The 23,109-nt window shown below is 70.5% G+C and carries 18 protein-coding genes and 4 pseudogenes; 16 read left to right on the plus strand and 6 right to left on the minus strand.

The window, feature by feature from the left end; all coding sequences use genetic code 11:
* Positions 1-94 precede the first annotated feature (94 nt).
* Positions 95-853: pseudogene (locus AB0D53_RS40535) on the minus strand (site-specific integrase); the annotation flags it as partial.
* A gap of 285 nt (positions 854-1,138) precedes the next feature.
* Between AB0D53_RS40535 and mobF the strand changes: the two are divergent.
* The 7 genes and pseudogenes from mobF to AB0D53_RS40570 form a co-directional block, all read left to right on the plus strand.
* Positions 1,139-1,978 (plus strand): annotated as a pseudogene (gene mobF / locus AB0D53_RS40540) (MobF family relaxase); the annotation flags it as partial.
* Complete coding sequence (locus AB0D53_RS40545) at positions 1,863-3,245, plus strand: tyrosine-type recombinase/integrase (RefSeq protein ID WP_362454371.1); 1,383 nt, start codon at positions 1,863-1,865, stop codon at positions 3,243-3,245. The pseudogene mobF and the gene AB0D53_RS40545, both read left to right, overlap by 116 nt.
* A complete protein-coding gene (locus tag AB0D53_RS40550; protein ID WP_362454372.1) occupies positions 3,242-5,077 on the plus strand; it encodes a hypothetical protein in 1,836 nt (611 codons plus the stop codon). The genes AB0D53_RS40545 and AB0D53_RS40550 overlap by 4 nt, the downstream gene beginning before the upstream one ends.
* Positions 5,074-7,260, plus strand: coding sequence for a hypothetical protein (locus AB0D53_RS40555; protein ID WP_362454373.1), 2,187 nt, complete (start codon positions 5,074-5,076; stop codon positions 7,258-7,260). The genes AB0D53_RS40550 and AB0D53_RS40555 overlap by 4 nt, the downstream gene beginning before the upstream one ends.
* Positions 7,257-7,745 carry a hypothetical protein gene (locus AB0D53_RS40560; protein WP_362454375.1) on the plus strand — a complete coding sequence of 163 codons (489 nt, stop codon included), beginning with the start codon at positions 7,257-7,259 and terminating at the stop codon, positions 7,743-7,745. Before AB0D53_RS40555 ends, AB0D53_RS40560 begins: the two co-directional genes overlap by 4 nt.
* A gap of 48 nt (positions 7,746-7,793) precedes the next feature.
* Positions 7,794-8,777: pseudogene (locus tag AB0D53_RS40565) on the plus strand (relaxase domain-containing protein); the annotation flags it as partial.
* Positions 8,774-9,121, plus strand: a complete 348-nt coding sequence (locus AB0D53_RS40570; RefSeq protein WP_362454377.1) for a hypothetical protein — start codon at positions 8,774-8,776, stop codon at positions 9,119-9,121. The pseudogene AB0D53_RS40565 and the gene AB0D53_RS40570, both read left to right, overlap by 4 nt.
* 505 nt (positions 9,122-9,626) lie before the next feature.
* Here AB0D53_RS40570 and AB0D53_RS40575 read toward each other — a convergent pair.
* Positions 9,627-10,070: a hypothetical protein gene (locus tag AB0D53_RS40575; protein WP_362454379.1), complete on the minus strand. Its 444-nt coding sequence runs from the start codon at positions 10,068-10,070 to the stop codon at positions 9,627-9,629.
* A 515-nt stretch (positions 10,071-10,585) separates the two neighbouring features.
* Between AB0D53_RS40575 and AB0D53_RS40580 the strand changes: the two genes are divergently transcribed.
* Together AB0D53_RS40580 and AB0D53_RS40585 are read left to right on the plus strand one after the other, a co-directional pair.
* Positions 10,586-11,791, plus strand: a complete 1,206-nt coding sequence (locus AB0D53_RS40580) for a replication-relaxation family protein (protein WP_362454401.1) — start codon at positions 10,586-10,588, stop codon at positions 11,789-11,791.
* 134 nt (positions 11,792-11,925) lie between these two features.
* The gene (locus AB0D53_RS40585; protein ID WP_362454381.1) at positions 11,926-12,390 is read left to right on the plus strand and encodes a hypothetical protein; all 465 of its coding nucleotides are present in this window, start codon (positions 11,926-11,928) and stop codon (positions 12,388-12,390) included.
* An 83-nt stretch (positions 12,391-12,473) separates the two neighbouring features.
* Here AB0D53_RS40585 and AB0D53_RS40590 read toward each other — a convergent pair whose 3' ends face one another.
* Positions 12,474-13,169, minus strand: a complete 696-nt coding sequence (locus tag AB0D53_RS40590; protein WP_362454383.1) for a hypothetical protein — start codon at positions 13,167-13,169, stop codon at positions 12,474-12,476.
* 313 nt (positions 13,170-13,482) lie between these two features.
* Here AB0D53_RS40590 and AB0D53_RS40595 point away from each other — a divergent pair, with 313 nt between their 5' ends.
* The 7 genes from AB0D53_RS40595 to AB0D53_RS40625 all read left to right on the plus strand — a co-directional run bounded on the left by AB0D53_RS40595 (position 13,483) and on the right by AB0D53_RS40625 (position 18,777).
* Entirely contained in the window at positions 13,483-13,674 is a 192-nt protein-coding gene (locus AB0D53_RS40595) for a hypothetical protein (RefSeq protein ID WP_362454385.1), read from the plus strand.
* Positions 13,643-14,170, plus strand: coding sequence for a DUF6879 family protein (locus AB0D53_RS40600; RefSeq protein ID WP_362454387.1), 528 nt, complete (start codon positions 13,643-13,645; stop codon positions 14,168-14,170). The genes AB0D53_RS40595 and AB0D53_RS40600 overlap by 32 nt, the downstream gene beginning before the upstream one ends.
* A gap of 30 nt (positions 14,171-14,200) precedes the next feature.
* Positions 14,201-15,052 (plus strand): helix-turn-helix transcriptional regulator, encoded by an 852-nt coding sequence (locus AB0D53_RS40605; RefSeq protein WP_362454389.1) that lies wholly within the window; start codon positions 14,201-14,203, stop codon positions 15,050-15,052.
* 96 nt (positions 15,053-15,148) lie between these two features.
* Positions 15,149-15,328: a hypothetical protein gene (locus tag AB0D53_RS40610; RefSeq protein WP_362454391.1), complete on the plus strand. Its 180-nt coding sequence runs from the start codon at positions 15,149-15,151 to the stop codon at positions 15,326-15,328.
* A gap of 44 nt (positions 15,329-15,372) precedes the next feature.
* Positions 15,373-15,783, plus strand: a complete 411-nt coding sequence (locus tag AB0D53_RS40615) for a DUF6415 family natural product biosynthesis protein (protein WP_362454403.1) — start codon at positions 15,373-15,375, stop codon at positions 15,781-15,783.
* 396 nt (positions 15,784-16,179) lie between these two features.
* Positions 16,180-17,814 (plus strand): replication-relaxation family protein, encoded by a 1,635-nt coding sequence (locus AB0D53_RS40620; protein WP_362454393.1) that lies wholly within the window; start codon positions 16,180-16,182, stop codon positions 17,812-17,814.
* Positions 17,815-17,910: 96 nt separating this feature from the next.
* Positions 17,911-18,777, plus strand: coding sequence for a hypothetical protein (locus tag AB0D53_RS40625; protein ID WP_362454395.1), 867 nt, complete (start codon positions 17,911-17,913; stop codon positions 18,775-18,777).
* A gap of 252 nt (positions 18,778-19,029) precedes the next feature.
* On the opposite strand, the gene AB0D53_RS40630 is transcribed toward AB0D53_RS40625, so the two are convergent.
* The 3 genes and pseudogenes from AB0D53_RS40630 to AB0D53_RS40640 all read right to left on the minus strand — a co-directional run.
* A complete protein-coding gene (locus tag AB0D53_RS40630) occupies positions 19,030-21,894 on the minus strand; it encodes a Helicase associated domain protein (RefSeq protein WP_362454397.1) in 2,865 nt (954 codons plus the stop codon).
* 36 nt (positions 21,895-21,930) lie between these two features.
* Entirely contained in the window at positions 21,931-22,620 is a 690-nt protein-coding gene (locus AB0D53_RS40635) for a hypothetical protein (protein ID WP_362454399.1), read from the minus strand.
* Between the two features lie 400 nt (positions 22,621-23,020).
* Positions 23,021-23,109: pseudogene (locus tag AB0D53_RS40640) on the minus strand (carbohydrate-binding protein); the annotation flags it as partial.

Raw genomic sequence — 23,109 nt, forward strand, 5'->3', positions numbered from 1 at the left:
GACGACAGCAGGCTCGCGGCTCCAACCCCTCCCCGCATCAGCTTTGGTGCACTCTCATCCGTACGAGGTGGCGCACGTCCACTTGTACGCCGACAACCGGCAGGTTCAGCAAGGCGACCCTGGCGGGCAGCCGCTCCGAGGGCCACAACGGGGCAGCCGGATGTTCGGGATCGTCCTGGAACAGTCCGCGTACCTGCTCCACGTACCACCACAGCAACTCGCGGCCCTCCTCGAACAGATACGCCTCCCGCTGGCGCGGACCCGACCCGCGGGCCCCTTTGCCGTCGACGAGGAAGCGGCCCCATTGGCCGGCCTCCCAGTGGACGTCCGACAGCTTCACCGCACACAGTTCCGCCGCCCGCACACCGGAGATGTAAGCGATCTTCGCCATCACGTAGTTCCGGCAGGCGACCGCCTCCTTCCGGGAAGCCGGCAGGGACTCGCGCCATCGGCGGAAGAACTCCTTCAGCGCGGCTCGTGACGGAGGGATCCGCAGCCCGAAATCACCTCGGTGGCGCGGCCGGTTGAAAGTATCGACCGGCGACTCCACCATCGCCCCGAACCTGCGGTGGATCTCCCCGGCGTACCGCTGCTCGATGAACGCGAAGTAGGCGTCGATGTGGTTGATCTTTTTGCGATTTGTCGCCCGCCCGCGCTTACCGGGCCCGGCGAAGTAGTGGTCCAGATGACGCGGCTCCAACTGCCAGGGCACGAGTTGAAAGAAGTCGCAGATCTCGATCACCGGTTTGATCAGCTTGTCGATTGTTCCCGGCATCAGCCCAGCGGCATCCCGCGCCCACTGGTACTCGGCAAGGGTGTCCAGAAAGAACCCTTCAGCGTCCGCCCCGCTCATCTCCGCAGCACGGCGCCGCCCGAGCGTCACCACGTCGGCGAGACCCGCTTCATCGGGCGGCGGTCTGTCGGCCGATGCGCCTCGGGGAACGACCTGTAAGCGACGGGTATCGGAATCTGCCACGAACACGCAGATTAGGAGCCTGGCTCGCAGAATCTGCGAGTTACCCCGAGAATCCCAACCGCATGGGTGACCGTCCGAACAAGGGTGGCCCACCTGCTGAGATGTGCTGATGGCAGTTCACACTGCCGCAAGGGAACCCGCGCCTCCTCCAGTTGCGACGATCCGGCGAAGGCCCGGCGGGCGAGCGTTCTGGGCAGGCCCATCGAGCACAACCGGTCGCCGGAGACGGAGAAGGCCAAGGAACGTGTCCCCTGGCTGGGCATGGGCCTGGTGTTCCGGCCGCCGCCGACGGCGCACATCGCGTGGGCGCTGATGGGTGATGAGGAACGCCGGGTGCTGGAGCGGTGCCAGGACATCTCCGTGGACAAGACGCTGGAGTGGCTGGGGGAGTCGGTCGCGCAGATCCGGTCGGGGAGCGGCGGCAAGCACCGCACACCGGTCCGCGACGGGCTGATCGTCGCGGTGTTCCGGCACTACGAGTCCAGAGCCGCGGAGTCGAAGCCGCTGCTCCACGATCACGCGGTGGTGTCGATCCGCGCCCGCCGGCCGGACGCCAAGGGCACGTGGGGCAACCTGTCGGCGGACACGCTGCTGGCCCACATCGTCGCCGCTGACACTCTCTACCTCCTGTTCTTCATGGAGGAGGTGTCCGCCCGGCTCGGGTGGGCCTGGGAGCCGCGCGAGGTGACACCCGGCCGCCGTCCCGTCATGGAGATCGCGGGTTATGTTGCCGCTTGCGACTGTTTCAGTGATCTTCTCGTTATCCGGGCGCGAGAGCTGTTCCATCCCTTGATCCAGATGGAGAGACATGCTGGCAACCGCCGACTCGACGGTGGAGCTGCGTACAACAAGCCGTGCTCATGCCGGGGACCCGCCCTTGCTGAGGGTGAGCTCGCGCTCGGTGCTGGACCGGGCCGGAGCCGTGGAGGGGCAGCCCTTCATCCTGGCCGCCGACGGTACGTACGACCTCAACCTGAACCGGTTCCTGCGGGAGCTCGATAGCTGGGGCGTGACCGCCAAGAACAGCATCGCGGGCTACAGCCGCGACGTGATGCTGTTCTGCCGCTTCCTGCACGAGTCCCGCGGCGCAAAGCCGATCTGGGAATGCGACGGCGAAGACCTGCGCGCCTACAAGCGGATTCGTCTGCGGTCCGGGCCGGACTCGGTTTCGGTGGGGACGTGGAACCGTGGCATCGCCGCGCTGGACAAGTGGGTCGCCTGGTCGACCTACGAGGGCCTGCTGGAGCGGATGCCGTTCCGGTACGTCGACAAGACCGTGATGACGCCCGAGGGGCCTCGCACGGTGACCGTGAACTCCGAATACGTCGAGGACCCGGAGGATGAGCCGGCCCGGTTCGTCTCCTTCGAGGACTACCTGCTCTGGCGGGACGTGGGGCTGCGCGGCGAACTGCCGGAAGGCGGGCGCGACCGCAGCTGGCGGGGCCGCAACGGCGAGCGCAACGCGATGTTCGCGGACGTGGTGGTGCACACCAGGATGCGGCTGGGGGAGGCCTCGTCGCTGCTGGTCCCGGAGATCCCACCGCTGGTGCTCGGGCGCCGGGTGACCGGAGACGTGCATCTGTCCAAGGCGGTGACCAAGCGGAACAAGGCCCGCACGGTGTTCATGACGCTGCGGACCCTGCGATCGCTGCACCACTACATCGAGATCGAGCGGGACGAACTGGTGACGCGCCGGCTCGCGGCCGGGGGTTATGCCCGGGCCGATGACGTGGTGCTGGCGAGGCGGACCGGGCGGCACGCCCTGACGGTGGCCGCCGGCCGGAGTTGGGCGTATTCGAAGATCGCTCCGGAGGACCGGCGGCGCCTGGCCCTGATGGACGCCGACGGGGCTCCCGGGGCTCCGCTCTGGCTCTGGCTGGGCGAGGACGGGCAGCCGCTGCAGACCTCGACCTGGCAGTCGGCCTTCCGCCGGGCGAACCAGCGGTGCGCGAAGTTCGGGATCGACATCGAGATCCACCCGCATACGCTGCGTCACGTCTACGCGGTCCATATGCTCGGGCTGCTGCTGCGGCAGACAGTTCGCGCTCTGGGGCGCCGGGAGGACCGGCGCCTGACCCGGGCGGAGCTCAAGCGGCTCCTGGTCGGCAACCCGATGCGCAAGCTCCAGCAACTGCTCGGGCATGCCCGCGAGTCCACCGTCTACGCCTACCTCGACGTCTTGGACGAGGCCCAGGAGGTCGTGCTGGCGGCGATGACGGAGTGGGACGCCCAGACTGCGGTCCTGGAGCGGGTGGAGGTGGCTGCGTGAGTGGCCGCCGCGGCCGGCGGGTCCGTTTTCCCTCACCCGAAGAGCTGCCCGCACCGCCGAAGACGGTCAGCGAGATCGGCCCGATCGCCTTCTCCGCGCGGTTCGACGACGGCATCGAGCGGGACTTCGATCTGTCCCATCTGCCCTGCCCGCGTCTCGTCCGCCACCTGGCACGGGCACTGGCGAGCATCGCGGGCAGCGAGGCCAAGCAGGGCCACTACGACTCGACCCTCAACACCCTCCGACACATCGAGCAGTTCGCCGGCTTCATCGCCCGCGTCGAGGAGGACGCCGAGACCTTCGACCTGGACGACGTGACACCGGAACTCCTTGAGGCTTTCGAGCGCAAGCTCATTGCGGACTGCAAGGGCAAGCAGAGCCGTGTTCCCTATCAGCGGGTGGCCGGCATCGTGCGCCTGCTCCGGCTTGCTGGGGATGCGGCCCCCGACACGTTCGGCATCGAGATGCAGGCCCGGCTCGGCTTCTCCACCGTGAAGGCGACCGGCAGAACCCCGACGCTGGACGCCTATCCGTTCGAGGTGTTCGAGGCGATGGAGGCCGCTGCGCTGGCCGACGTCCGGGCCATGCGAGACCGGATCCTGGCCGGGGAACGACGGGCTGCCGAGGGGCAGGACCCGGCGGTGGCGGGCTGGGGGCGACTGGAGAACGCCCTCTGGCACATCGCCCACCACGGGCCTTTGACCTCGGAAGACCACGCACAGCCAGGGATGCGGCGACGATTTTTCCTGCTGGGAGGGATGAAGCGGATCAACGCCCAGCTGTTCCTGACCTACGGCGACTTGATTCCCTTGCTGGTCCTGCTCAGCTGCCAGACCGGCATCGAGCCGGAATGCGGGCGACGCCTGAAGGCGGACTGCCTGGTCAACCCCGCCCGCGGCTACGTCAGCATTTCGTACGTCAAGAAGCGCTCGCACGGCTTCAGCCACAAGACCCTGCGTGTTCCCGACGTTGGAGCTCTGCACCATCCCGGCGGCCTTCTGCGACTGATCATGCGGCTGACGGCACGCGGCCGGAGCATGGCCAGCACGGACATGCTGCTGACCCACGCCGGGAACAACGGCGTTCGCGCGTCCTTCGGCCCCGGGACCAATGTGTCGCTCGGCGACTCAGCCGCCGGGTGGGTGGCCCGTCATGGGATCGACCAGATGAAGGACCGGGACGGCAGCCCGATCACGCTGAACTACAGGCGTCTGCGCAAGACCTACAAGTCGCGGCGCTACCTGGAGTCGGCCGGTCTCCTGGAGGACTTCGCCCAGGGGCACTCCAAGCGCGTCGCAGTCGACCATTACGCCGACATCGAAGCCCACCGTGAGCTTCACGAGCAGGCCGTCGAGGACGGACTGCGCGAGGCACTGGACACCGCCATGGAGCCGCCGGTGGTCATCGGCGCCGACGGCGAACGGCTCGATGACGGCGAGGCGGACCTGACCCCGGCCGAAGTCGACACCGCGCTCCAGGGGGAGCAGGACGTCTGGCTCGCCTCCTGCAAGGACTTCTTCAACTCGCCGACCGCGATCAAGAAGGGAAGCGGCTGTCCCACGGCCGTCTGGGGATGCCTCGAGTGCCCCAACGCCGTCTACACCACCCGCCACCTTCCCGGCCTGCTGTCCTTCACCGCGTTCATCGACCGGCAGCGCGACGAGCTGTCGTCCCTCGAATGGAAGGCCCGCTACGGGCTGGCCTGGGAACGGGCCACGACCGGAGTCCTGCCCAAGTTCACAGCGGAGCAACGCAGGACCGCTCAGGCGATCGCCGAATCCGCCGACGGCCCGCATGCCCTGCCCGCGCGCCTCCTGGAGCTGACCACATGACGATCACGCAGACCGCCGTCCCGGCCCAGGCCCACGAGCCCTCCAACCGCATCCCCGACGACGCCTACGTCCTTCCCGAACACATCACCGAAGCGACAGGGCACCGCGGCCCCCGCTTCGGCGAGGACATCTGGGACTTCGACCCGTTCCTGCCCCGCACCGACTGCCACCGGCGCATGGTGTTCTCCAAGTTCACCGACCCGGTCACGGCCCTGACCTTGAAAGAGCTCGGGTATTCACGACTCCGGCGAGGCTTCCCCTCTGAGGCGGGTCGTCGCACGTGTCGTCCCATGAAGCTCACGTGCTTCTACCACTCCACGCAGCGAGCTGCCCAAGTGATCAAGACCCTCCAAGAGCTCGGAGCCCCCCGGCTGCGAGACGCCCGCCGCGAAGATCTCACCGCCGCCCTGGCCAGGTGGAAACGCATCTCCCCGTCGACCGCGGCCCACCTTGTCACCACCATCAACCACATCTTCCAGCACTCGCCGTTCCTCAGCGCGGACCGGTTGAACACCAACCCGTGGGCAGGCCGACCGGCCGCTCAGATCGCCGGGCTGAAACGGGACAGAGAGGAGAACTCCACCCTTCGCATCCCCGAGTACATCAGCAGTCCCCTCGTGAAGGCCGCCGCCTTCTACGTCGACACCGCCAGCCAGGACATCTTTGCGGCCCAGCGCGAGCTCGCCGACCTCAACGCAGCCGAACAGAACCGGCCCCTGCTGCCGCGAGGCCAAGGCCCGCAGAGAATCGACCAGTTCATCGCCAAGCTGAAGACGGCAGGGCGCCCCGTGCCAGCCGTCCCCTTGAACATGCGGCATACCTGTCCCGGAGCCGCGGTCATCGACGGAGTGGTACAGGTTCCCAACGTCCGCCTCATCAGTCTCCTCGCCGGAGTCGGACCGGACACGGCCCGCGACTCGCGAGACCGCCTCGCCGCTGCAGGCCGCGACCTCGGCTTTGGTCAGGGAGGATTGCGCACCCCCATCTCAACCTGGCCCGACTCCGAGCGGCCCTGGTGCCCAGGGCTGGGGCCCACCGAGCTGATGGAAGAGGTCGACCACCTCAGAACGGCGTGCTGGGTCATCATTGCCTTTTTGTCTGGAATGCGTGATGCCGAAGTGCGTGAGCTGTCGCGGGATTGCGCGGTCACCGAGACGACCGACCACGGGCGCCGGCGCTACAAACTCCGGGGCCGGGTCTTCAAGTGGCGCAAGCTCTCCGGCGACGAGGCCGAGTGGGTCGTACTGGAGATCGTGCACCGGGCCGTCGAAATCCTGCGAGAGATCAGCAGCGACCCCACCCACCTGTTCGGATACTGGAGCGGCGAGACACACGGCTACGTACTGACCAGCATGGTCAAAGGGCGCATCAACAACTTCCGAGACCACGTCAACGAACTGTTCAGCACGGCCGACGGCCTGTTCATCCCCAACGAGCACGTCACCGGCGAACCCGGCGAGACCGAGGGCGACGACGAGCTGGAGGCCACGGACGAAGACGACGAGGAAGGGGCTCCCTGGAGCTTCGACACCCGGCAGTTCCGCCGCACTCTGGCCTGGCACATCGCCCACCAGCCGTTCGGCATCCTGGCGGGCACCCGGCAGTACCACCACGCCAAGACCGCCATGTTCGAAGGCTATGCCGGCACCTCGGCCTCCGGGTTCGCCGCCGAAGTCGCTGCTGAGGAAGCAGTCGCCAAACTCGACTACGTCGAGGATCTCTACCGGGACTGGAACGACGGCAATGGCGCCACCGGCGGGGCCGCCAAGCGCGTCCACGCCGAGTTCGACCGGATCCGCCGCGAGCTGGGCGACCTCCCCGGCGTCGTCGCCGGCGCCTCCCGCCTGCGCACGATGCTCCGCCACCTTGTCAAGACGGTGCACCCGGGCGTCCTCAACGACTGCTTCTACCAGGCGTCCACCGCCGTCTGCAGCAAGCGCGCTCAGTCTCTCGGTCGCCCTCTGCCCCTGCACAACATGTGCCTGAGCTGCCCGAACTCCCGGCGGTCGTCGGTCCACCTGCCCCGGCTCACCCTGGCCCGCGACCAGGCGCTGTCTGCGACGGTCGCCGACCGTGAACAACTTCCACCCCTCCAGCTCATCGCCCTGAACGAGTACAGCCAGCAGCTGGATGACCTCATCACCGAGATCACCGACACTGCCCAGGAACCGCAGCACACATGAGCGACACCACCGCACTTCGCATCCGGCAGGCATTCGAGCGGCTCACCGCTGATCACCTTGCTCTGACCCCCAACGACCAAGCGCTCATGCAGGCCTTCGAACGCCTCATGCACGGCTTGAGTGAGGCCACAGACGGGGCGCTGACCGTCGTCAACATTTGCGGCGAAGCGGGCGTGTCACGCGCCTCCTACTACCGCTCTCCCGTCGCACCGGTCATCAAGGAGATCCTTGCCGCCCCCGATATCCGCCGACCCGAGGTCGAAGAGCTCCGCTCCGAGATCACCCGGCTCAGGAAGGTGGAGCGCGAGCTACGTCAGGACCACGCGGCCGATGTCCGTGATCTTCGGTCCACGGGCGCCGCCTACGCGAACCAGATCCAGGTGCTCGCCTTGAGGAACGCCGAGCTTGAAGCCGAGAACACCGCTCTGCGCGGACGGCTGCACGACAGGACCGAGAACGTGAGCGTCCTGCCTACTCAGCACTGAACCCTGAAGAGACAGACACGCCCCGGACAGCTGGACAGATCACATAACGCGGGCATAGACCAGCGGCTGATCGGCTGGCAGTCCACGCGCCGTCAGCAGATCGAGGAGGCGCTGTTCGTCCTCACTGCCGAGTACGTGGAGGAGCACGGGCACGCGCCGGGGGAGCGGGCCGCCTACGGGCTGGCCTGCCGGGCCGCCGACCGGACACGCCCGCCCAAGCGCAAGGAGCCGCGGCCGCTGTCCGAGCTGCGCGAGCGATGGCGGGAGTCGGCCATCGCCTCGTTCGGCGCCGACGTCATCGACCGGCTGGCGCAGCGGGCGCGGGCGGCGGCCGCGGCGGTGTGGGCACGGGTGCGGCCGGCGGTCGACGTCGCCCTGGCCGCCGCCGACGTCGTCGCCGTGGTGTACGTGATGCGCGGCGCGTTCAAACGCCACCACCTGCTCGCCGAAGCCCGACGGCACCTCGCCTACGTCCTGCGCGGCCGACCGCACCAGCCGGGCCTGGACGACCAGATCGTGCAGGCGGTCGTCGACGACTACACCCGCCCCGTCGGCCGGGGCCGGATGATGACCGCCGACCTGCGCGCCCTGTACCCGAGTGATACCGAGGACCAGGCCGTGCTGCGCCCGCTGACCCGTAAGCGGTCCGCGGCCCCGTACGAGCGGGCCCGCCTTGCCGCCGGCGCCCTGGCCGCCCGGGTCCGCGCCGCGCGGCGTGCGGAGCGCCTGGGCTCCTGTCGCCTGCCGTACGCCGTTGCTGTGCCAGCCGCCTCGAGGTCGCACCCGCGGCCGTTCCGCACGGACCGGAAGGACGGCCGCCTTCTGGAGGCGGAGACCGGCGTGGCCACGGTGGAGCAGACCCGCCAGACCATGGAGGCCGCCGCCGCGAAGGTGGCCGCCACCGTCCAGGACAGCAAGCGAGCGCGCGCCCTCGCCCACGGGCAGTCCGCCCCGGCGACTGTCCCGCCGCCGCACACCCAACAGCCCGGCACCCAGCACACAACGGGCCGGACCACAGGAGGAGTCGCATGAGCACGCCGGAAGAACTGCCCAACCCCGACGACGCACTCGCCCGCGCCCGAGCGGCCCGCGCGGAGATGGCCGCCGCACTCGACGAGGACCAGGGGCCCGAGCTCGACGAGGACCTGGGGTGGCAGCCGATCTGGAAGCGGCCCCGGACGCCGAAGTCCAAGGCAGCGAAGAAGCAGGAGCTGCGCAAGCAGCGGCGGCGGCTCCAGGACGCCGCCAAGCGCCGCCTCGCCGCGGGGAACTCGCGCCGGCCCCGCTCCCGGCAGAGCCGGATCGGCAACGCGGCCGCGCGCCGCGATGCCCGCGCCTTGTCCCGGGTGCGGCACTCCAACGCCTGGCTGTGGTGACGATGCCGGGCATCGTCCACTGAGTGGACTCCACTCGATGTCGCGCATCGCCACCGGATGGACTCCACTGAGTGGGCTCCACTCAGTGGGGCCACCCGATGGACTCCACTCCGGTGCGCCGGACGACGGTGGACTCCACCGTGGTGCGCACCGCAGAGGTGCGCCGCCGCGCCCGGCACCGCACGACTCCGACGATGCCCGGCACGCTTGCGCGCGCCGGTGCGCCACACCCCCTTGACCAGCTCCGCCACGCCCCCTTGACCAGCTCCGCCACCAAGGACGTTTCCCCTTGACACAGCCCGTTTCGGATCGCGATCAGGTCGTGGTCAAGGGGGTGTGTGATAGGGGAGCCCGTCCGGCCGTGGCGCGCCCCAGGCGGTGCGGCGACGCGGGGGGCCGTACCGCCGGCGCCCGGCGGTGCGGTGCGGTGGTGCGCACCGAGTTGGCGCGGTGCGGTGCGCCGGGGATGCGCGCCGCACCGCACCACCGCCATCTCGAAGGTGCGCTACGCGGTGGTGCGGTGCGGCGGGTGCGCCTCCATCGCCTGCTTCATCCCCGCGGCCTCCAGCTGGCGCAGGACGTCGGCGACGTCGCCGTGGTCCTCGGTGAGGATGTTCTCGGTGAAGCGGGTGATGGTGTCGGCGACGCCCGGCACACCGCCCAGGCACACGCCGTGGCACAGGAGCTCCAGCAACAGTCGCCCGAGCGCCGCGGCGAGGAAGGAGTGCGCGCAGGGTTCCCCGTCGTGGTCGTCCTCGGCGGTGATGGGGATGAAGACGCGCGCGGCGACGTCCAGGAGCAGCCGGTGCAGCTCCGGGCCCGTGTCGTTGGCGACCGCGCAGGCGGTGTCGATGTCGTCGGCCTGCATCGCCCGGATGTAGGCGAAGGCGGCGGCGACGTCCTCGGGCTCCATCGGGGCGAGCGGCGCGGTGACGGTGTTCTCGGGCATGGGTGGCTCCTCATCGTCGGGCCGCCCCGCTGATCGCGGCGGCCTCGAAGACACCCTCGAACTGAGGCCCTGTGGACAGAGCACCGGCCGCCGGAGAGGGGGGAGAACTCTCCCCCCTCCCGGTTGATCACGATGCGGTCACGGTGGAGAGGTTTTCCGAGGTCGGCGTCACACGAGAGCCGAAATCCGCACCTGTAGAAGGTGAATGGCGGGACAGGCCCGCCCACCTCCAGGAGCACCCTGTGGCGAGCACCGCCGACGACCCCGAGCAGCCCCTTGACCAGGCTGGAGAGGCCCCCTCCGTGGCCCCCTCCATCACCCCCTCCCCGCCCCGTCACCACCAACCGGCCGTTTCCGCAGGTCAGACGCGGCGGACCGGGGGGCGCCGCAGGTCCGACAACCCTTATGAACGAAGGAGCCCTAAGCACAGAAGGACTTCGACCGAACCTCGACGCCGAGAACTCCTGCAAACGCTGGGAATCTTCCAGAGGGCTACGCCCGACCAGCTGTGGAAGCTGACCCGCCCGGACAACCAGCACGACAAGCTCGTACGAGACAACCTCCTGGATCTGGAGGACCACCACCTGGTGAGGATCGAAACGGTCCGGGACGACCAGCGGCAGGTGTGGGTGCTGACCAAGCGAGGACACAGCGAGGCGAAGCAGCTGCTGGAGCCGAAGGGCATACGAGTCTCGGCACTGCGCGAGAAGAGGTACGACCCGGTCACCGGGAAGCTGCTCGGCACCAGCTACGACGACCACGCCGCCGCAGTCACCTCGACAGCCGCCGAACTCCACCGCGCCGGGATCGGCCACCGGCTCGGCTTCCAGACCGAGATCGGCCACCGCCTCGGCAACGGCTTCGTGCAGCGGGCGGACCTGGTGGTGCGGGCGCCGGAGGCCGGGGTGCCGGTGATGCTGCTGGAGATCGACCGCCGCACCGAGGACGCCCACGATCTGGTTGCCAAGCTGCGCGGGTACTGGGAGTGGGGTCGGCGGCTGGCACCGGACGCGGACAAGCACACCGTGGATCTCATCCGCTCCCGGCCGGACGCGCTCGACAGCGTCGTCGGCCACGAGAAGCGGTTGTGGCGCCGGGTCTATCCGCCGACCGGCAGGGAGGGCCTGGTGCCCCTCGCGTTCGTGTTCGCGGACACCACCGAGGCGAAGGTCGCCAACACGATCGCGGTGCTGGAGGAGGCCGGCCGCCGCTACTGGGCGCCGCGCCGGTACCGGACCCTCTACGAAAAGGCGATCACTGCGCGGGACTACAGCCAGGCGGTGCCCGTCGTCGTCACCACCCTGGAGCAGCTTCAGGAGCACGGTGCCGGTGCGGTGGTATGGCGGCGGCTGGGACGCACGGGCGAACAGACGCTGACGGACGCGCTCGACAACCCCGACGGCCACGCCCTCTACCACCACCAATACGCCCGCGCCGACGCGGAGGACAAACGGCGCCGTGCCGCTGAGCGGGAGGCGCAGCGCCCCGTGTGCACTCGCTGCGGGCGGAAGTTCACGGACGAACGCTGGGAGGAGATCACCGTGCACCGGACCGCCGTACGGGCCGGGGACAAGTCCGTGTGCGGCCCGTGCCGCGCCGACGACGTCGCCCGCGAGGAAGCCGCCGCCGAAGCCGCCCGCCTCCAGGCCGCCGCGCCGCCGGAGCCCGAGGACGGCCCCGAGCCGGACCGGGTCCGCGGATGGTTCCGCCGGCGGACCTGACCGCACAAGCCCGCTGTGCGGTCGGCAGCCGCCAGGCCGCATAGTGGGACCGATCCCGAAGTCACCGCGCCACAGGGCGGGACGGACGGGCCCATCCGACGGCGACAGCCCACTGCAGGCCCTACACAGGCCGTATGAGACGCAGCCGAGAAGAGACCGCACCCCAGGATCTGCCGGGCGACCTGTGGCACACCCTGTCCCAGCTCCACCACACCCATCCCGCCCCCGTGGGCCGCGTCGGACCGCTCGCCCGCCCGGTCGGACTGCTGTCCTTCGCCGCGGCCACCGACACCGTCCTCGCGGCCCGCGTGCAGCTGTCCGGCGCGGAGACGATGCACGACCTGAACGAGACGCTCCGTGCGATCACCGGAGGCATGCACGCCCACTTCACCGGCCCCGGCGTCGCACTGGAGGTCACGCTCGGCAGACGGCAGGAGCTCCCGATCCACGAGGCGCACACCATCGGCCTCACCCGGCTCTTCCGCCACGCCGCCGGCACCATCGGCGCCCGCAGCACGCCGGGAGGCGGCCGGTGCTTCCACTGCGACGGGACCGGGCGCGCCCGACCCCTGTGGGAGCTGGCTGCCGGGCACGCCTGAGCGACGCGCAAGAAGAACGCCCGCGCCCCGGGCCGCCCTTCTGGGCGGCGCGGGGAGCGGGCGGGCGCAAGGATCTCGGAGGCTTACGCCGGTACGGGTGCCGGCTCCGGGCGCAGCGCTGCGAGCGGAGAGCGCCGGCCCTTCTCCACCGTGCGCAGCTGCTCCCAGTCGACCTCCGGGTGGGCGGGGATGACCGCGTCGACGGAGGCCGTGGTGTAGAGCGCGACGTCGACGGCCCCGGCCCGGCTGGTGCCGAAGCGGACCTCGATCGACTGCGGGGAGCGGACCCAGCCGAGCCGCACCATGTGGTCGAAGTCGGCGCGGCGGACCCGAAGGCGGGCGGCGGCCTGCTCGGGTCCAAGCGGGGTGTCGGCGGCGACCAGGTCCGCCAGGTCCTCGCGGCGGCAGACCTCCGCGACCTGGTCGGGGTGGTGCAGCGTTCCGTCCGGGTTCGCGCTCAGGTCGACCAGGAGGCCGCGGTCGACGAACCGGCGCACCACGAACGCCGTCACGTTCGCCCGCTCGCCGTACACGGTCGGGTTCGGGGTGCCGAGCGCGTCGGCGATCCGGTCGGCCGCCGCGCCGCCGGAGATCGGCGGGGAGGGCATCGTGGCCCGGATGGCGCCGGCGTCCAGCGCCTCCACGGCGGCCCGGGACCACCGGGACGCCGACGCGTCCGGGGCCGGGATCAGGCCGGTGTGCCGGGCCCATCGGAAGGCGGCTGCGGGCACCTTCAGGCGCTTGGCGGCCTGTCCCGCGTCGTACTCGGTTCGTCGCATGAGATCACCTCTCGCTCGTTCGCCGGAAGCGGCGGACAGAACATGACAGAACGCATGAAAAGTTGTCAAGACCCTGTGAAAACAGGCAAGTTGGACGCGCTCCGCTAGGACTGCGCCTGCGTACGCAAAGGGAAATCACCCGTCCGGATGGCACGGCGGTGGTCCGCCGGTCCGCGGTATTGACCGGGCGCGCAGGGCGCGGGACGGTCGTCACGCAACTACGCGCAACCGGCTCGCTTCGGAGGCGATCATGGCGTTACTTTTCTTCGGCACGGACCCGAACTCGGGTGGAGGGAACTGCCCGGCGGTGTGGGTGGACACCGACACCGCCCAGGGCCCGGAACTGGTTCTGCAGGGCAAGTTCGCCGACGCGGCGACCCGGGCCACCTGCGGTCAGGACAGTCCGCCCGCAGACGACGAGGGGATCGTCCGGATCCCGGTCAGCATGGTGGAGCAGATCAGGAGGGCATGCGATGCCGCAGAGGCCGCCGGCACCCAGCTTTGAGGACCTGCTCGACTCCGCCCAGACCCACGCCCTGCACCTAGAGCTCCGCGACGTCTACGCCGTGGGGGAGGAGCGCGAGGTCTACAACACCTTCCTGCGCGACGGGAGCGTTCCTGCGGACGACTCGGAGTACTGGGGCGGGTGGCTGCCGCTGGTGGAGCGGACCGTCGCCCGCGGGGTGAAGGTCCGGCGGGCCCGGGTCGTGTCCGAGCCCGTCACCGACTACATCCGCTTCGAGCACGCCATCACCGACGCCAACCTCCGCGCCGGCGAACAGGTCCGCTGGCTGCCCCGCCGCCGCGCCTCCACCCTCGCCCTTCCCGGCAACGACTTCTGGCTCATCGACGACCAGGTCGTGCGCTGGAACCTGTTCTCCGGTGACGGCCAGGCCCTCGATCCCGACCACACCGACGACCCGCAGGCGGTCAAGCTGTGTGCCGAGGCGTTCCGCGCCGTGTGGGACCTGGCCACCGACCACGCCAACTACCGCATCTGACCGACGCACAACCCAAGGGCCACGCACCTCATGACGACCGCCTCCCCCTCGTCCAGCGCTCAGTCGGCCCGCGAGGCGCTCGCCGTCCGGTTGCAGCACCTGCGCAAGGACGCCGGCCTCACCGGGAAGGAACTCTCTGCCCGGTGCGGCTGGCACCCCGCGAAGACCACCCGCATCCAGAAGGGCGCGGCCGCACCCTCGGACGCGGACATCCGCACCTGGTGTTCGGCGTGCGGCGCGGACGACCAGGCCGACGACCTCATCGCCACCGCCCGCGCGGTCGACTCGATGTACCTGGAGTGGCGCCGCCTGCACCGCAACGGCATGCGCCAGGTACAGGAGGACTGGCTCGCCCTGCACGAGCAGACCCGCCACTGCCGGGTCTACCTGTCCAACGTGCCCCCGGGATTCCTCCAGACCCCGGCGTTCGCGACCGCCCTCATGCAGCAGATCACCCGCTTCCAGGGCACCCCCGACGACGTCGCCGAAGCCGTCGCCGCCCGTGTCGCCCGCTCCCGGTTCCTCTATGAGGGCGGGCACCGCTACGTCGTCCTGATGGAGGAGTCCGTCCTGCGCTTTCGCACCGCCGACCGGGAGGCGATGCGCGGGCAGTTGCGTCACCTCTTGGCGGTGATGCCGCTCGCCTCGGTCTCGCTGGGGATCATCCCGTTCACCGCGCAGCGCACCGTGTGGCCGTTGGAGGCGTTCTACGTCCATGACGACACGATGGCCGTGGTGGAGACGCTGACGGCGGAGATCAAGGTGACGCAGCCGCGCGAGCTCGCCGACTACTTGAAGGCGTTCGCCGGCCTCGCGGAGATGGCCGTGTACGGCGACGCCGCCCGCGCCCTCATCCGGGCCGCGATCGACGCCCTGGAGTGAACCTCCGCAATTTCACGCAATCTCGTTGAAGGCGTTCTCCCCCGCTGCGTAGCGTCGACGTCACCGACGGACCACCAGCCGGAGAGGCGGGGCCGCATGCGCGCAACCGACACCACCGCCCCGGCCCCGGAGGGCCGCGGCCTCCAGCCGCCCGCCTACGGCGTTCCCTCCCCGGCCCTGCTGGCCCGCGCGGACCGCGGCTTCGCCCGGTTCGTCGGTCGGCACGGCGAGGACCAGGACGACGGGGACGGCGGCGGCGAGGACACCCAGCGGTGACCGCCGGCCACCCGCACGAGACGCTCCCGGCAGCGAGGCCCGCCATGCACACCAGCAGCCACACGGTCCTGTACGACCCAGACGGCCTGATCGAGGCGGAACTCCCGCTCGACCGCGAGCCGTACGAGTGCCTCGTCACGGCCGTCCTCGCGTGGACCGGCGAGGACACGCTCGCGGAACGCGACTACGAGCAGATCGGCCTCCAGCTGACCGGCCACGCCCGCGCCGTTGCCTCCGACGTCCGGCGCCGCGCGAACCAGCTGCCCAAGAGCAGCGGGCCCCGGGCGCTCGCCGACATCGTCCTGCGCGAGGCGGAAGGCCGGCTGTCCGCGAAGCTCGAGGGCACCGTGCACTGCGTCCAGAACCGCGCCCGCCTCGTCCGCGCCCTCTACGAACGGCTGGATCGCCTGGAGGCCACACCCGCCCCGGAGAAGGTTGCACCGGGCGGGGGCTGAACCGTTGGCTGGACGGTTGCCTCCGGCGGGGGACCGCAGGTGTGACCGAAGGTGTGGACCCCTGAAATCGGACACCACCTGTGCGGCTTGTCGGTCATCGCGGGGCTCCCTTTGCCAGCCCGAGGCGGGCAAGCCGTAGAGGGTTCCCTGGGCGCCCCCTTTGAAGAGCACTCAGGAACCCCCTTTGGCGTCCGTCACCCGGGGGCGGAGGAAAATCCCTTGTCAGGGCCGGATTCGGCGCGAAAACTGCGCCGTCACAACCCTCTTCTCTCCTCTTGTTGTCCGTAGTGGAGGAGATCATCGGGTTCCGGGGGCCCGGACGCCCTCCCATGCCGGGCGCGGCCAGCAGCGCCGGTCGGCCGGCGACCGGTCGCGAGCAACGAGGGAGCAGAGCTGATGGCGGGGAAGCGGAAGACCAACCCGGCAGGATCGACGAACAGCTACCGCGGCGACGTGCTGCGCGTGCTCGGAGCGCTGAAGGTGGCCACGGCTGATCAGATCCAGCGGATCAGCGCACCTCACCTGACCTTCCGGCACGCCGACAAGGAGACCCCGTCGAAGCAGAAGCAGGCCCGCACCGCCTCGCACACCGGTGCGCTCTCCGACATGCGCAAGCACGGCCTGTCCGAGAACGGCGGCTCCACCGAGACGGGCGACTCCCTGCGGAACCTGACTCCCAAGGGTCTTGAGGCGGCCTCCTACGAGCTGCGGCGCCCGGCGGGGGAGATGGGCTCCACCGCGCGCGGTGCGGGCTCCAGCGGGGCCTCTCACCCGATGGCCGTCAACGAGACCGTGATCGCGATGCTGCGCCCGAAGCCGAACCTGGCCAAGCTCGCCGACGACCCGCCCCATGTCCAGGCCGCCGCCCGGGCCGCCGTCGACTCACCGGACGGCATCGGCACCATCGCCTCGTACTGGACCGAGGTCCCGCTGCCCGCCACCGGCACGTGGAACGCGCCGGGCAAGGGCGGCGCCCAGGCCGACCTGGTTCTCACCGCACCGCAGGACCAGGTGCCGCTGCTGTTCATCGAGGTCGACAACTGCCATGAGACTGCTGAGGAGCTCGCCGCCAAGCTGGAGAAGTACGCCCGCTTCTTCCGGCGCAACGCGAAGGACACCGACGGCAAGGAGCGCCCGATGTGGCGTACGCGCTGGAGCGCTCCGGCCACCTGGTCCGGTGATGCGACGTACCCGCCCGTGCTGCTGGTGTTCAACCACATCGGCGAGCGCAACCCCAACCGCACCGTCCCGCGCCTGATGGAACTGACTCGTCACCTGTGGGAGGGCGAGCGGCAGAAGGCCGGCCATCACCGCTACGACGGGCGAATCCCGATCATCGCGACCGGGCTGAACAACCTGCGCCAGCACGGCCCGACCGGCCAGGTGTTCCTCCGCTTCGGCCGCGACCACATGCAGCCCCTGCGGGAAGCGATCGGCAACCCCCGCCGCGAGGCCGCCGACGCCCGCGCCAGGGAAGAGACCGCCCGTGCTCAGGCGGAGTACCAGGCAAAGGTGCAGCACGCGGCGCAGGAGCGGGCCGCGAAGGAGGCAGCCGAGCGTGAGGCGCGCCGTCCCGTGTGCGCCGACTGCGGGGCGAAGTTCACCGACGAACGGTGGGAGGCGGCACACGCGACGGACTGGGGCACCCCGAAGGACTCCCACCCACAGCTGTGCGACGGCTGCAATCAGAGGGCCACCGTGGCCGCCGTCGGCCCGGCGGCCAGCACGCGGGAGCACCAGGAGCCGGAGCGCGCGGCCGTGGGGCAGCACGACTTCCGGCGGAACGCCCGGCGCCCCGTCTGCACCCAGTGCGGTGCCGACTTCACCGACGAACGGTGGCGGGCGACCGAGCGCGTGGGCTGGGGCAGCACGGGCCAAGAGACCCGACCGACGCTGTGCGGCGACTGCGACCAGCAGCACGAGACCGACTGGGAGCAAGCCTGGCCGGGCACGATGCGCCAGGAGCCGGAGAAGGACCAGGCCGTGCCCGAGCAGAAGGCCACCAGCTGGCTCTCGCGCCTGCGCCGCTGAACCGGGCAAGCCGCCAGCGGGCGCGGGCAAGCCCAAGGCCACCCCGGGCAAGCCCATGCCGACGGCGGCCGCCGGGCGATGGGTACATGTACCGGTATGACACGTGAGCGGATCCGGTGGCCGGCCGTGGTGGACCGGGCGAGGCAGATCGTTGCGGGCTACGCCCCGCTCAAGGTCACGCTGCGCCAGGTCATGTACCGGCTCGCCTCCGAGGGCGTCCTGCCCCACACGCCGCCGATGTACCGCCGCCTGTCCTCGCAGCTGGCCAAGGCCCGGCGTGAGGGCCGCTTCCCCGACCTCATCGACACTCTGCGGGAGGTCCACGTCCCGGCGGCCTGGCCGGACGCGGGCGAGTTCCTCAGTGAGGCCCCGGACTGGTTCCGCCTGGACCGCACGGAGGGCCAGGAACACGCCCTGTACGTGGCTGCGGAGAAGGACACCTTGCGTCAGCTGCTGACCGACTGGCTTGCACCGTTCGGTATCCCGGTCCTCGTGGTCCGCGGCTTCGGCTCCCAGTCCTACGTCGACGTCGTCCGCGACCGCACCGCCGCCGACCCGAGGGAAGCGCATCTGGCCTACGTCGGCGATTTCGACTGCTCGGGCGAGGACGTCGAACGGGACTGGGTGGAACGCACCGGTTGCTGGAGCCGGGTTACCCGCGTCCTGCTCACCCACGCCCAGGTCCAGCGGTACGCACTGCCCGCGACCGAGGGAAAGCGCAACGACCCGAGGTGGCCAGCCTTCGCCGACCGCTACGGCTTCGACATCGACCACCCCGTGCAGTGGGAAGTAGAAGCCCTTGAACCCGACGAACTCCAGCGCCTGGTCCTCGCCGCCGTCGACCCGTACGTCGACCGCGACGTCCTCGCCCGGCAGGTTGCCCGCGAGGAACAGCAACGCCGCGCCCTCGTCGCCTTCCTGGAGGGCTGGGATCCGGCGAACGGGGGAGAGGCACCGTCGTAGCACCGCCCGGCGACACCTGCGCCCTGTCGTTCGTTGATCCCCGGTGAAACACCACCGCGCAACACGAGCGCAACAGGCCCCGCGTTTCACGTCTGACCTGCAAGAACGCCCGAAGGGAGCCAGGGCGGCCCGTTATGTTTCACCCTGCGTTGCAGGTCCTCGCGGACACCCGGGACCGAACAGCCGGCCTGCTGGCAGCGTGAGACCCCGGGCCTTGGCAGGCCCGGGGTCCGGTCTGTAGCGGGGGAGCGGTCAGTAGTCGTCGCGCTCGGAGGGCGGCCCGTACTGCTCGATGAGGTCGCAGGTACATGTACCGCCCGCGTAGAGAGTCTTGTCGCACTCATCGTGGTGACTGCGCTGCGGTGCGGCCCGTACGGCGGCAGGCTGCGCCGGAGCGTCCAGGGCGACCCGGGCCGCTCCTGCCCAGCCGACGCCCAGCGCGGCGAGGGCGGTGAGCTGGTCGGCGCTGAGCTTGTCCCGCCTCGACTTGACGTTCGAATTCCACACGCCCAGCTTCACGATCACCGGCCCCGCCTCACCGTCGACCGCGATCGTCTCGCTGTGCCCGCGCGGCACGGGCCGGTCCGCGCCTTCCCGTTGCACCCACTGCGCGAGCGCCGCCAGGCCCCGCTGGAACGCCGCCTCCGCCTTGCTCCCGGCCTTCTTCGGGCCCTTGGCCGCGTCGGCCGGCGCCGCAGGGAGCTCCGCCGGGGCGGCGGCGGTCACGGGGAGGGTGGCGCCGCGGATGCCCAGGGCGGTCAGCCGCTCGCGCTGCTCGGGCAGGAGCTGCGCCCAGGTGCCCGGCTCCTGTTGACGCCACCTCCAGGTGCCGATGTCATCGCCGTCGTGCATGACGCCGCCCGCGATGTAGGGCAGCACGCCGTCGGCGTCGACCAGGTCGGCGAGCACCCGGTAGTGCCGCTGCCAGTTCAGCGGCCACGGGCAGTCCCAGTCCGGGTCAATCTCCGTCAGCTGCGCCGCGCGCACGGCGGCCCGCTGCGGGTCCTTGCCCAGGCCGCCCTTCCGGCGCAGGTTCGCCATGTGCTGCCCGATGGGCACCATCGCCTCGCCCTCGCCCCACACCGCGTCCTGACGCGGCGCGAGGTGCCCGGTGGCCCGGCGGTAGGACCGCAGGGCGGCGAGCTTGCTCTCCCACGCCTCTTCGCCCGGTTCCCACACCATCCCGGCCTCCGGCGCGTCCAGCAGCGTCTTGCGCCGCTCCTCCAGCTCACCCGCGCGCAGGGATTTCCGCTGCTGATGCACCCAACGGCCAAGCGGAAACGACTTCGTGACGCCGACCTCGACCTCAACGTCATACGGGACGGCGTAGACGCCGGTGATCTCGTTCTCCGCCCGCCAGCGGATGAGGGCCTGGTAGCCCTCCAGCCACACCAAGGACTCCGGCCGGTACACCCGTGTACGGAGGAACGCCGCGATCGTCGCCGCGTCGCGCGGGCTGGAGAAGTGCAGCAGGGCCGCCTCGGCGGCGGCCTGGGTGGCGTCGTCCTCCTGGTCCTCGCCGTCGCCCGAGCCGCCGGCCCCGACGATCTGCCCGTCCTCGTCACGCTTGACGTGCACCTTGCGCTTGCCGCTCGTGAGCGCCCGGGAAGCGAGCTGCTCAACAAGTCGGTCATCATGCGAGCGGAGCCCCTGGAGGACCGCAACAAGGGGGCGGAAACTGGCACTGGCGACCATGTCCGTCGGGTCCTCGTCGGGCTCCAGGAAGACCGGGACGATGATCCTGGCGACCTTGGTGGAGCCGTCGCGGTTCAGCCTCAGCGCGCGGCCGATGTTCTGCACGATCTCGACCTGGGAGCCGCGGGTGTCGGCGAAGCAGATCGAGTCGACTCCCCGTTCGCCGGTGATGTCCACGCCTTCACCGAGGACGCGAACGCTGGCGAGGAAGGCACGGTGCACCCGGCGCCCGGCCGCGTCGATGCCGTTGGCGAACTGGCGCAGCGCTTCCCGCCGCTCGGCCACCGTGTGGTCGCCGCACAGCCACGCCGACCACACCCGGTCCGGGGGTACGTGGCGGCCGGCCTCCAGCTCGTAGAACTCCGCGTCGATCGACGACTTCGGGAGCTTGTCGGCGGCGGCCAGATCGGCGTCGGAGGCGTCGTTCAGGTACAGCGCGGCGGCCGTCTCGGGCAGCTTGTCCGCGAACGCGCGGGCCTCTTCGACCTTCTGGTGGAACGTCATGACCGTACGGAGGTTGTACGCGGCGGCGTGCTCCAGGAGCGCGGTCTGCAACAGGGCCAGGCGCCGGCCCCGCTGCGCCTCCTCCGACTCCCCGAGGACAGGCGAGGGGTCGCGGATCTCCAGGACGTCGATCTCGAATCCGGCAAGGATTTCGCGTTCGATGGCCTCGCTCAGCCCGAGCTCTGCGAGCCAGGCGCCGTAGGTGCCCTCCGGGTCGTCCGACATCGTCGCGAGCTCCACCTCCTGGCCGTCCGCGCCCTTCTGCGGGCGGGCCGCGGCGAGGATGCGCGGGGTGGCGGTGAGGTAGAGCCGGAAGTCCGCCGGGATCCGCTGGTTGTCGTGGATCGCTGCCCACGGACGCCCAAGATCACCGGCGGTTCCGTGGGCCTCATCCACGATGGCGAGGTCGAACCGGTCCATGCGCTGTCCGTACAGCCGCTCTCCGCCCGCCAGAGCGGCTTCCAGCGGCCCGCGAACCTTCCGCCGGCCCTCGGGTGCGTCGATGTCCTCGCGGTCCACGAGAGAGGCGTACGTGGCGAACACGACCACGGGCCCGTGCCCGGCCCACAGGGCGAGCTGGATGGGGTTGGTGGTGGTGCGCACCCCGAGCTCGTTCAGGACCGCGTCGTTCTCCAGCGAGCACACCGCGACCATCGGGGCCCGGTGGCCCACCAGGCGCCACGCCTGGGCGGTCTGGGCGAGCAGGTCCAGGGTCGGCACGGTCACGAGGATCCGGCCGTCCGCGAACGACTCCAGCGCGCACGCGGCGGCCGTGATCGTCTTGCCCGAGCCGGTCGCTGACACGATCGTTCCCCGGGCACCCTGCGGGGGCACGGATGACCTTGCAGGGAATCCCACCCACTTCCTAAACGCGGACCGCTGGTCTACCTGGTGTTCCTTGAGCTGAATCGCTGACATTCCGTACCTCCCCTGGAGTTGAATTCCTGCGGTCTTTCAGAGGGCCGCGTGCGGAATGCATGCCGCGCCCATGTCGTTCCAGATCGACGCATCCGCCTTGTGCCAGCCGCCGGGCTTTCCGTCCTTGAAGGGCGGCTTGTCGTCCGGGTCGTAGTGACCGGCATCGAGCGCGCAGACGACGTAGTCCCCATCGCTGTTGACCGTCCGGGCCGTGCACAGACCGCCGGCCTCGCCCAGCGCCTCCAGGACCTGGCGGCGCCTGGTGGTGTGCGGGTACGTGGCCGGCAGGACGGCTTCCCGGACGTACCGCTCCAGCCGCACCAGGTCGACGCGCTCACGCTGCCTCACGTCCGCGATGTGTACGGCCAGTTCAGCGGCCCCGGCCGACCGGCCGCCGCGCCGGGACCACTCCCGGTCCGCGATGCCCACCAGGGCCTCGCTCACGGCCGCCACGCCCTCGTCCCAGCCGTCCTCGAACTCAGCGCCACGAGGGCGCGGCGCCATGCCGTCCAGCTCCACCACCTGGCACTGCGCCCCTGCGACTGCCCCGGCCTCCAGCGCGGCCACCAGGTCGTCCGCCTCGGTCGCGGGCACACCCTGCGCCTCCAGGAGCGCGAACAGCCTCAACCGGGCGTTCACGCCTGCCGTCTGATACTGGCTCACCCGGCGCAGAGAATCGCTGATCAGCGCGGGATCGGGTCCGGTAGATTCGTGGTGACCGGTCATCTGCGGTCGTTCCTCTCGGAATTCCGGGGAGGTTCCCGGGTGGCTGGAGGGTGTCCCGTGTTTCCGCCAACGGTACATGTGCATCATCACGAATGCACCCGCTACACTGGAACCCACACGAACGAGCGACCCCCGCCCTTCGTAGCCAGCCCGGCCCGCGCCAGCGGGCTTCAACGGTTCTGGAGGCGCAGCCGGAAGGACCGTCAGGCGGGGGAGCGCAGCGGACCCGCCCAGGAGTGCGCAGCACTCCCCAACTCCCTTACCGAAACCCCTACTAGCCGCACTCGACACCCCGTCAACAGCCTGGCCGCGCACCGCGCGGCTGACGGGCGCGCAGCGGCCGGCCCCACTCAACTCCTGGAGCGCAGCGCAGGGAGTTGGCCCGTGCTCCGCACGGGCAGCCCGGACTCTCGTTCTGCGTCCACCACTTGGCCGTCCAGTTGCGGCCGTGGTGCGAGGCCGTACCGCCCTGCGTGTAGGCGGTCGACG

It is taken from the genome of Streptomyces sp. NPDC048295 (assembly GCF_040652135.1).
Lineage (GTDB): Bacteria > Actinomycetota > Actinomycetes > Streptomycetales > Streptomycetaceae > Streptomyces.

Bases quoted from the DNA above. Each gene is read 5' to 3' on its own strand.
- AB0D53_RS40610 (WP_362454391.1), top strand. From the start codon at position 15,149: ATGCGCGCAACCGACACCACCGCCCCGGCCCCGGAGGGCCGCGGCCTC.
- AB0D53_RS40600 (WP_362454387.1), top strand. From the start codon at position 13,643: ATGCCGCAGAGGCCGCCGGCACCCAGCTTTGAGGACCTGCTCGACTCC.
- AB0D53_RS40585 (WP_362454381.1), top strand. From the start codon at position 11,926: ATGAGACGCAGCCGAGAAGAGACCGCACCCCAGGATCTGCCGGGCGAC.
- AB0D53_RS40620 (WP_362454393.1), top strand. From the start codon at position 16,180: ATGGCGGGGAAGCGGAAGACCAACCCGGCAGGATCGACGAACAGCTAC.
- AB0D53_RS40575 (WP_362454379.1), bottom strand. From the start codon at position 10,070: ATGCCCGAGAACACCGTCACCGCGCCGCTCGCCCCGATGGAGCCCGAG.
- AB0D53_RS40615 (WP_362454403.1), top strand. From the start codon at position 15,373: ATGCACACCAGCAGCCACACGGTCCTGTACGACCCAGACGGCCTGATC.
- AB0D53_RS40590 (WP_362454383.1), bottom strand. From the start codon at position 13,169: ATGCGACGAACCGAGTACGACGCGGGACAGGCCGCCAAGCGCCTGAAG.
- AB0D53_RS40625 (WP_362454395.1), top strand. From the start codon at position 17,911: ATGACACGTGAGCGGATCCGGTGGCCGGCCGTGGTGGACCGGGCGAGG.
- AB0D53_RS40605 (WP_362454389.1), top strand. From the start codon at position 14,201: ATGACGACCGCCTCCCCCTCGTCCAGCGCTCAGTCGGCCCGCGAGGCG.
- AB0D53_RS40630 (WP_362454397.1), bottom strand. From the start codon at position 21,894: ATGTCAGCGATTCAGCTCAAGGAACACCAGGTAGACCAGCGGTCCGCG.
- AB0D53_RS40560 (WP_362454375.1), top strand. From the start codon at position 7,257: ATGAGCGACACCACCGCACTTCGCATCCGGCAGGCATTCGAGCGGCTC.
- AB0D53_RS40555 (WP_362454373.1), top strand. From the start codon at position 5,074: ATGACGATCACGCAGACCGCCGTCCCGGCCCAGGCCCACGAGCCCTCC.
- AB0D53_RS40635 (WP_362454399.1), bottom strand. From the start codon at position 22,620: ATGACCGGTCACCACGAATCTACCGGACCCGATCCCGCGCTGATCAGC.
- AB0D53_RS40570 (WP_362454377.1), top strand. From the start codon at position 8,774: ATGAGCACGCCGGAAGAACTGCCCAACCCCGACGACGCACTCGCCCGC.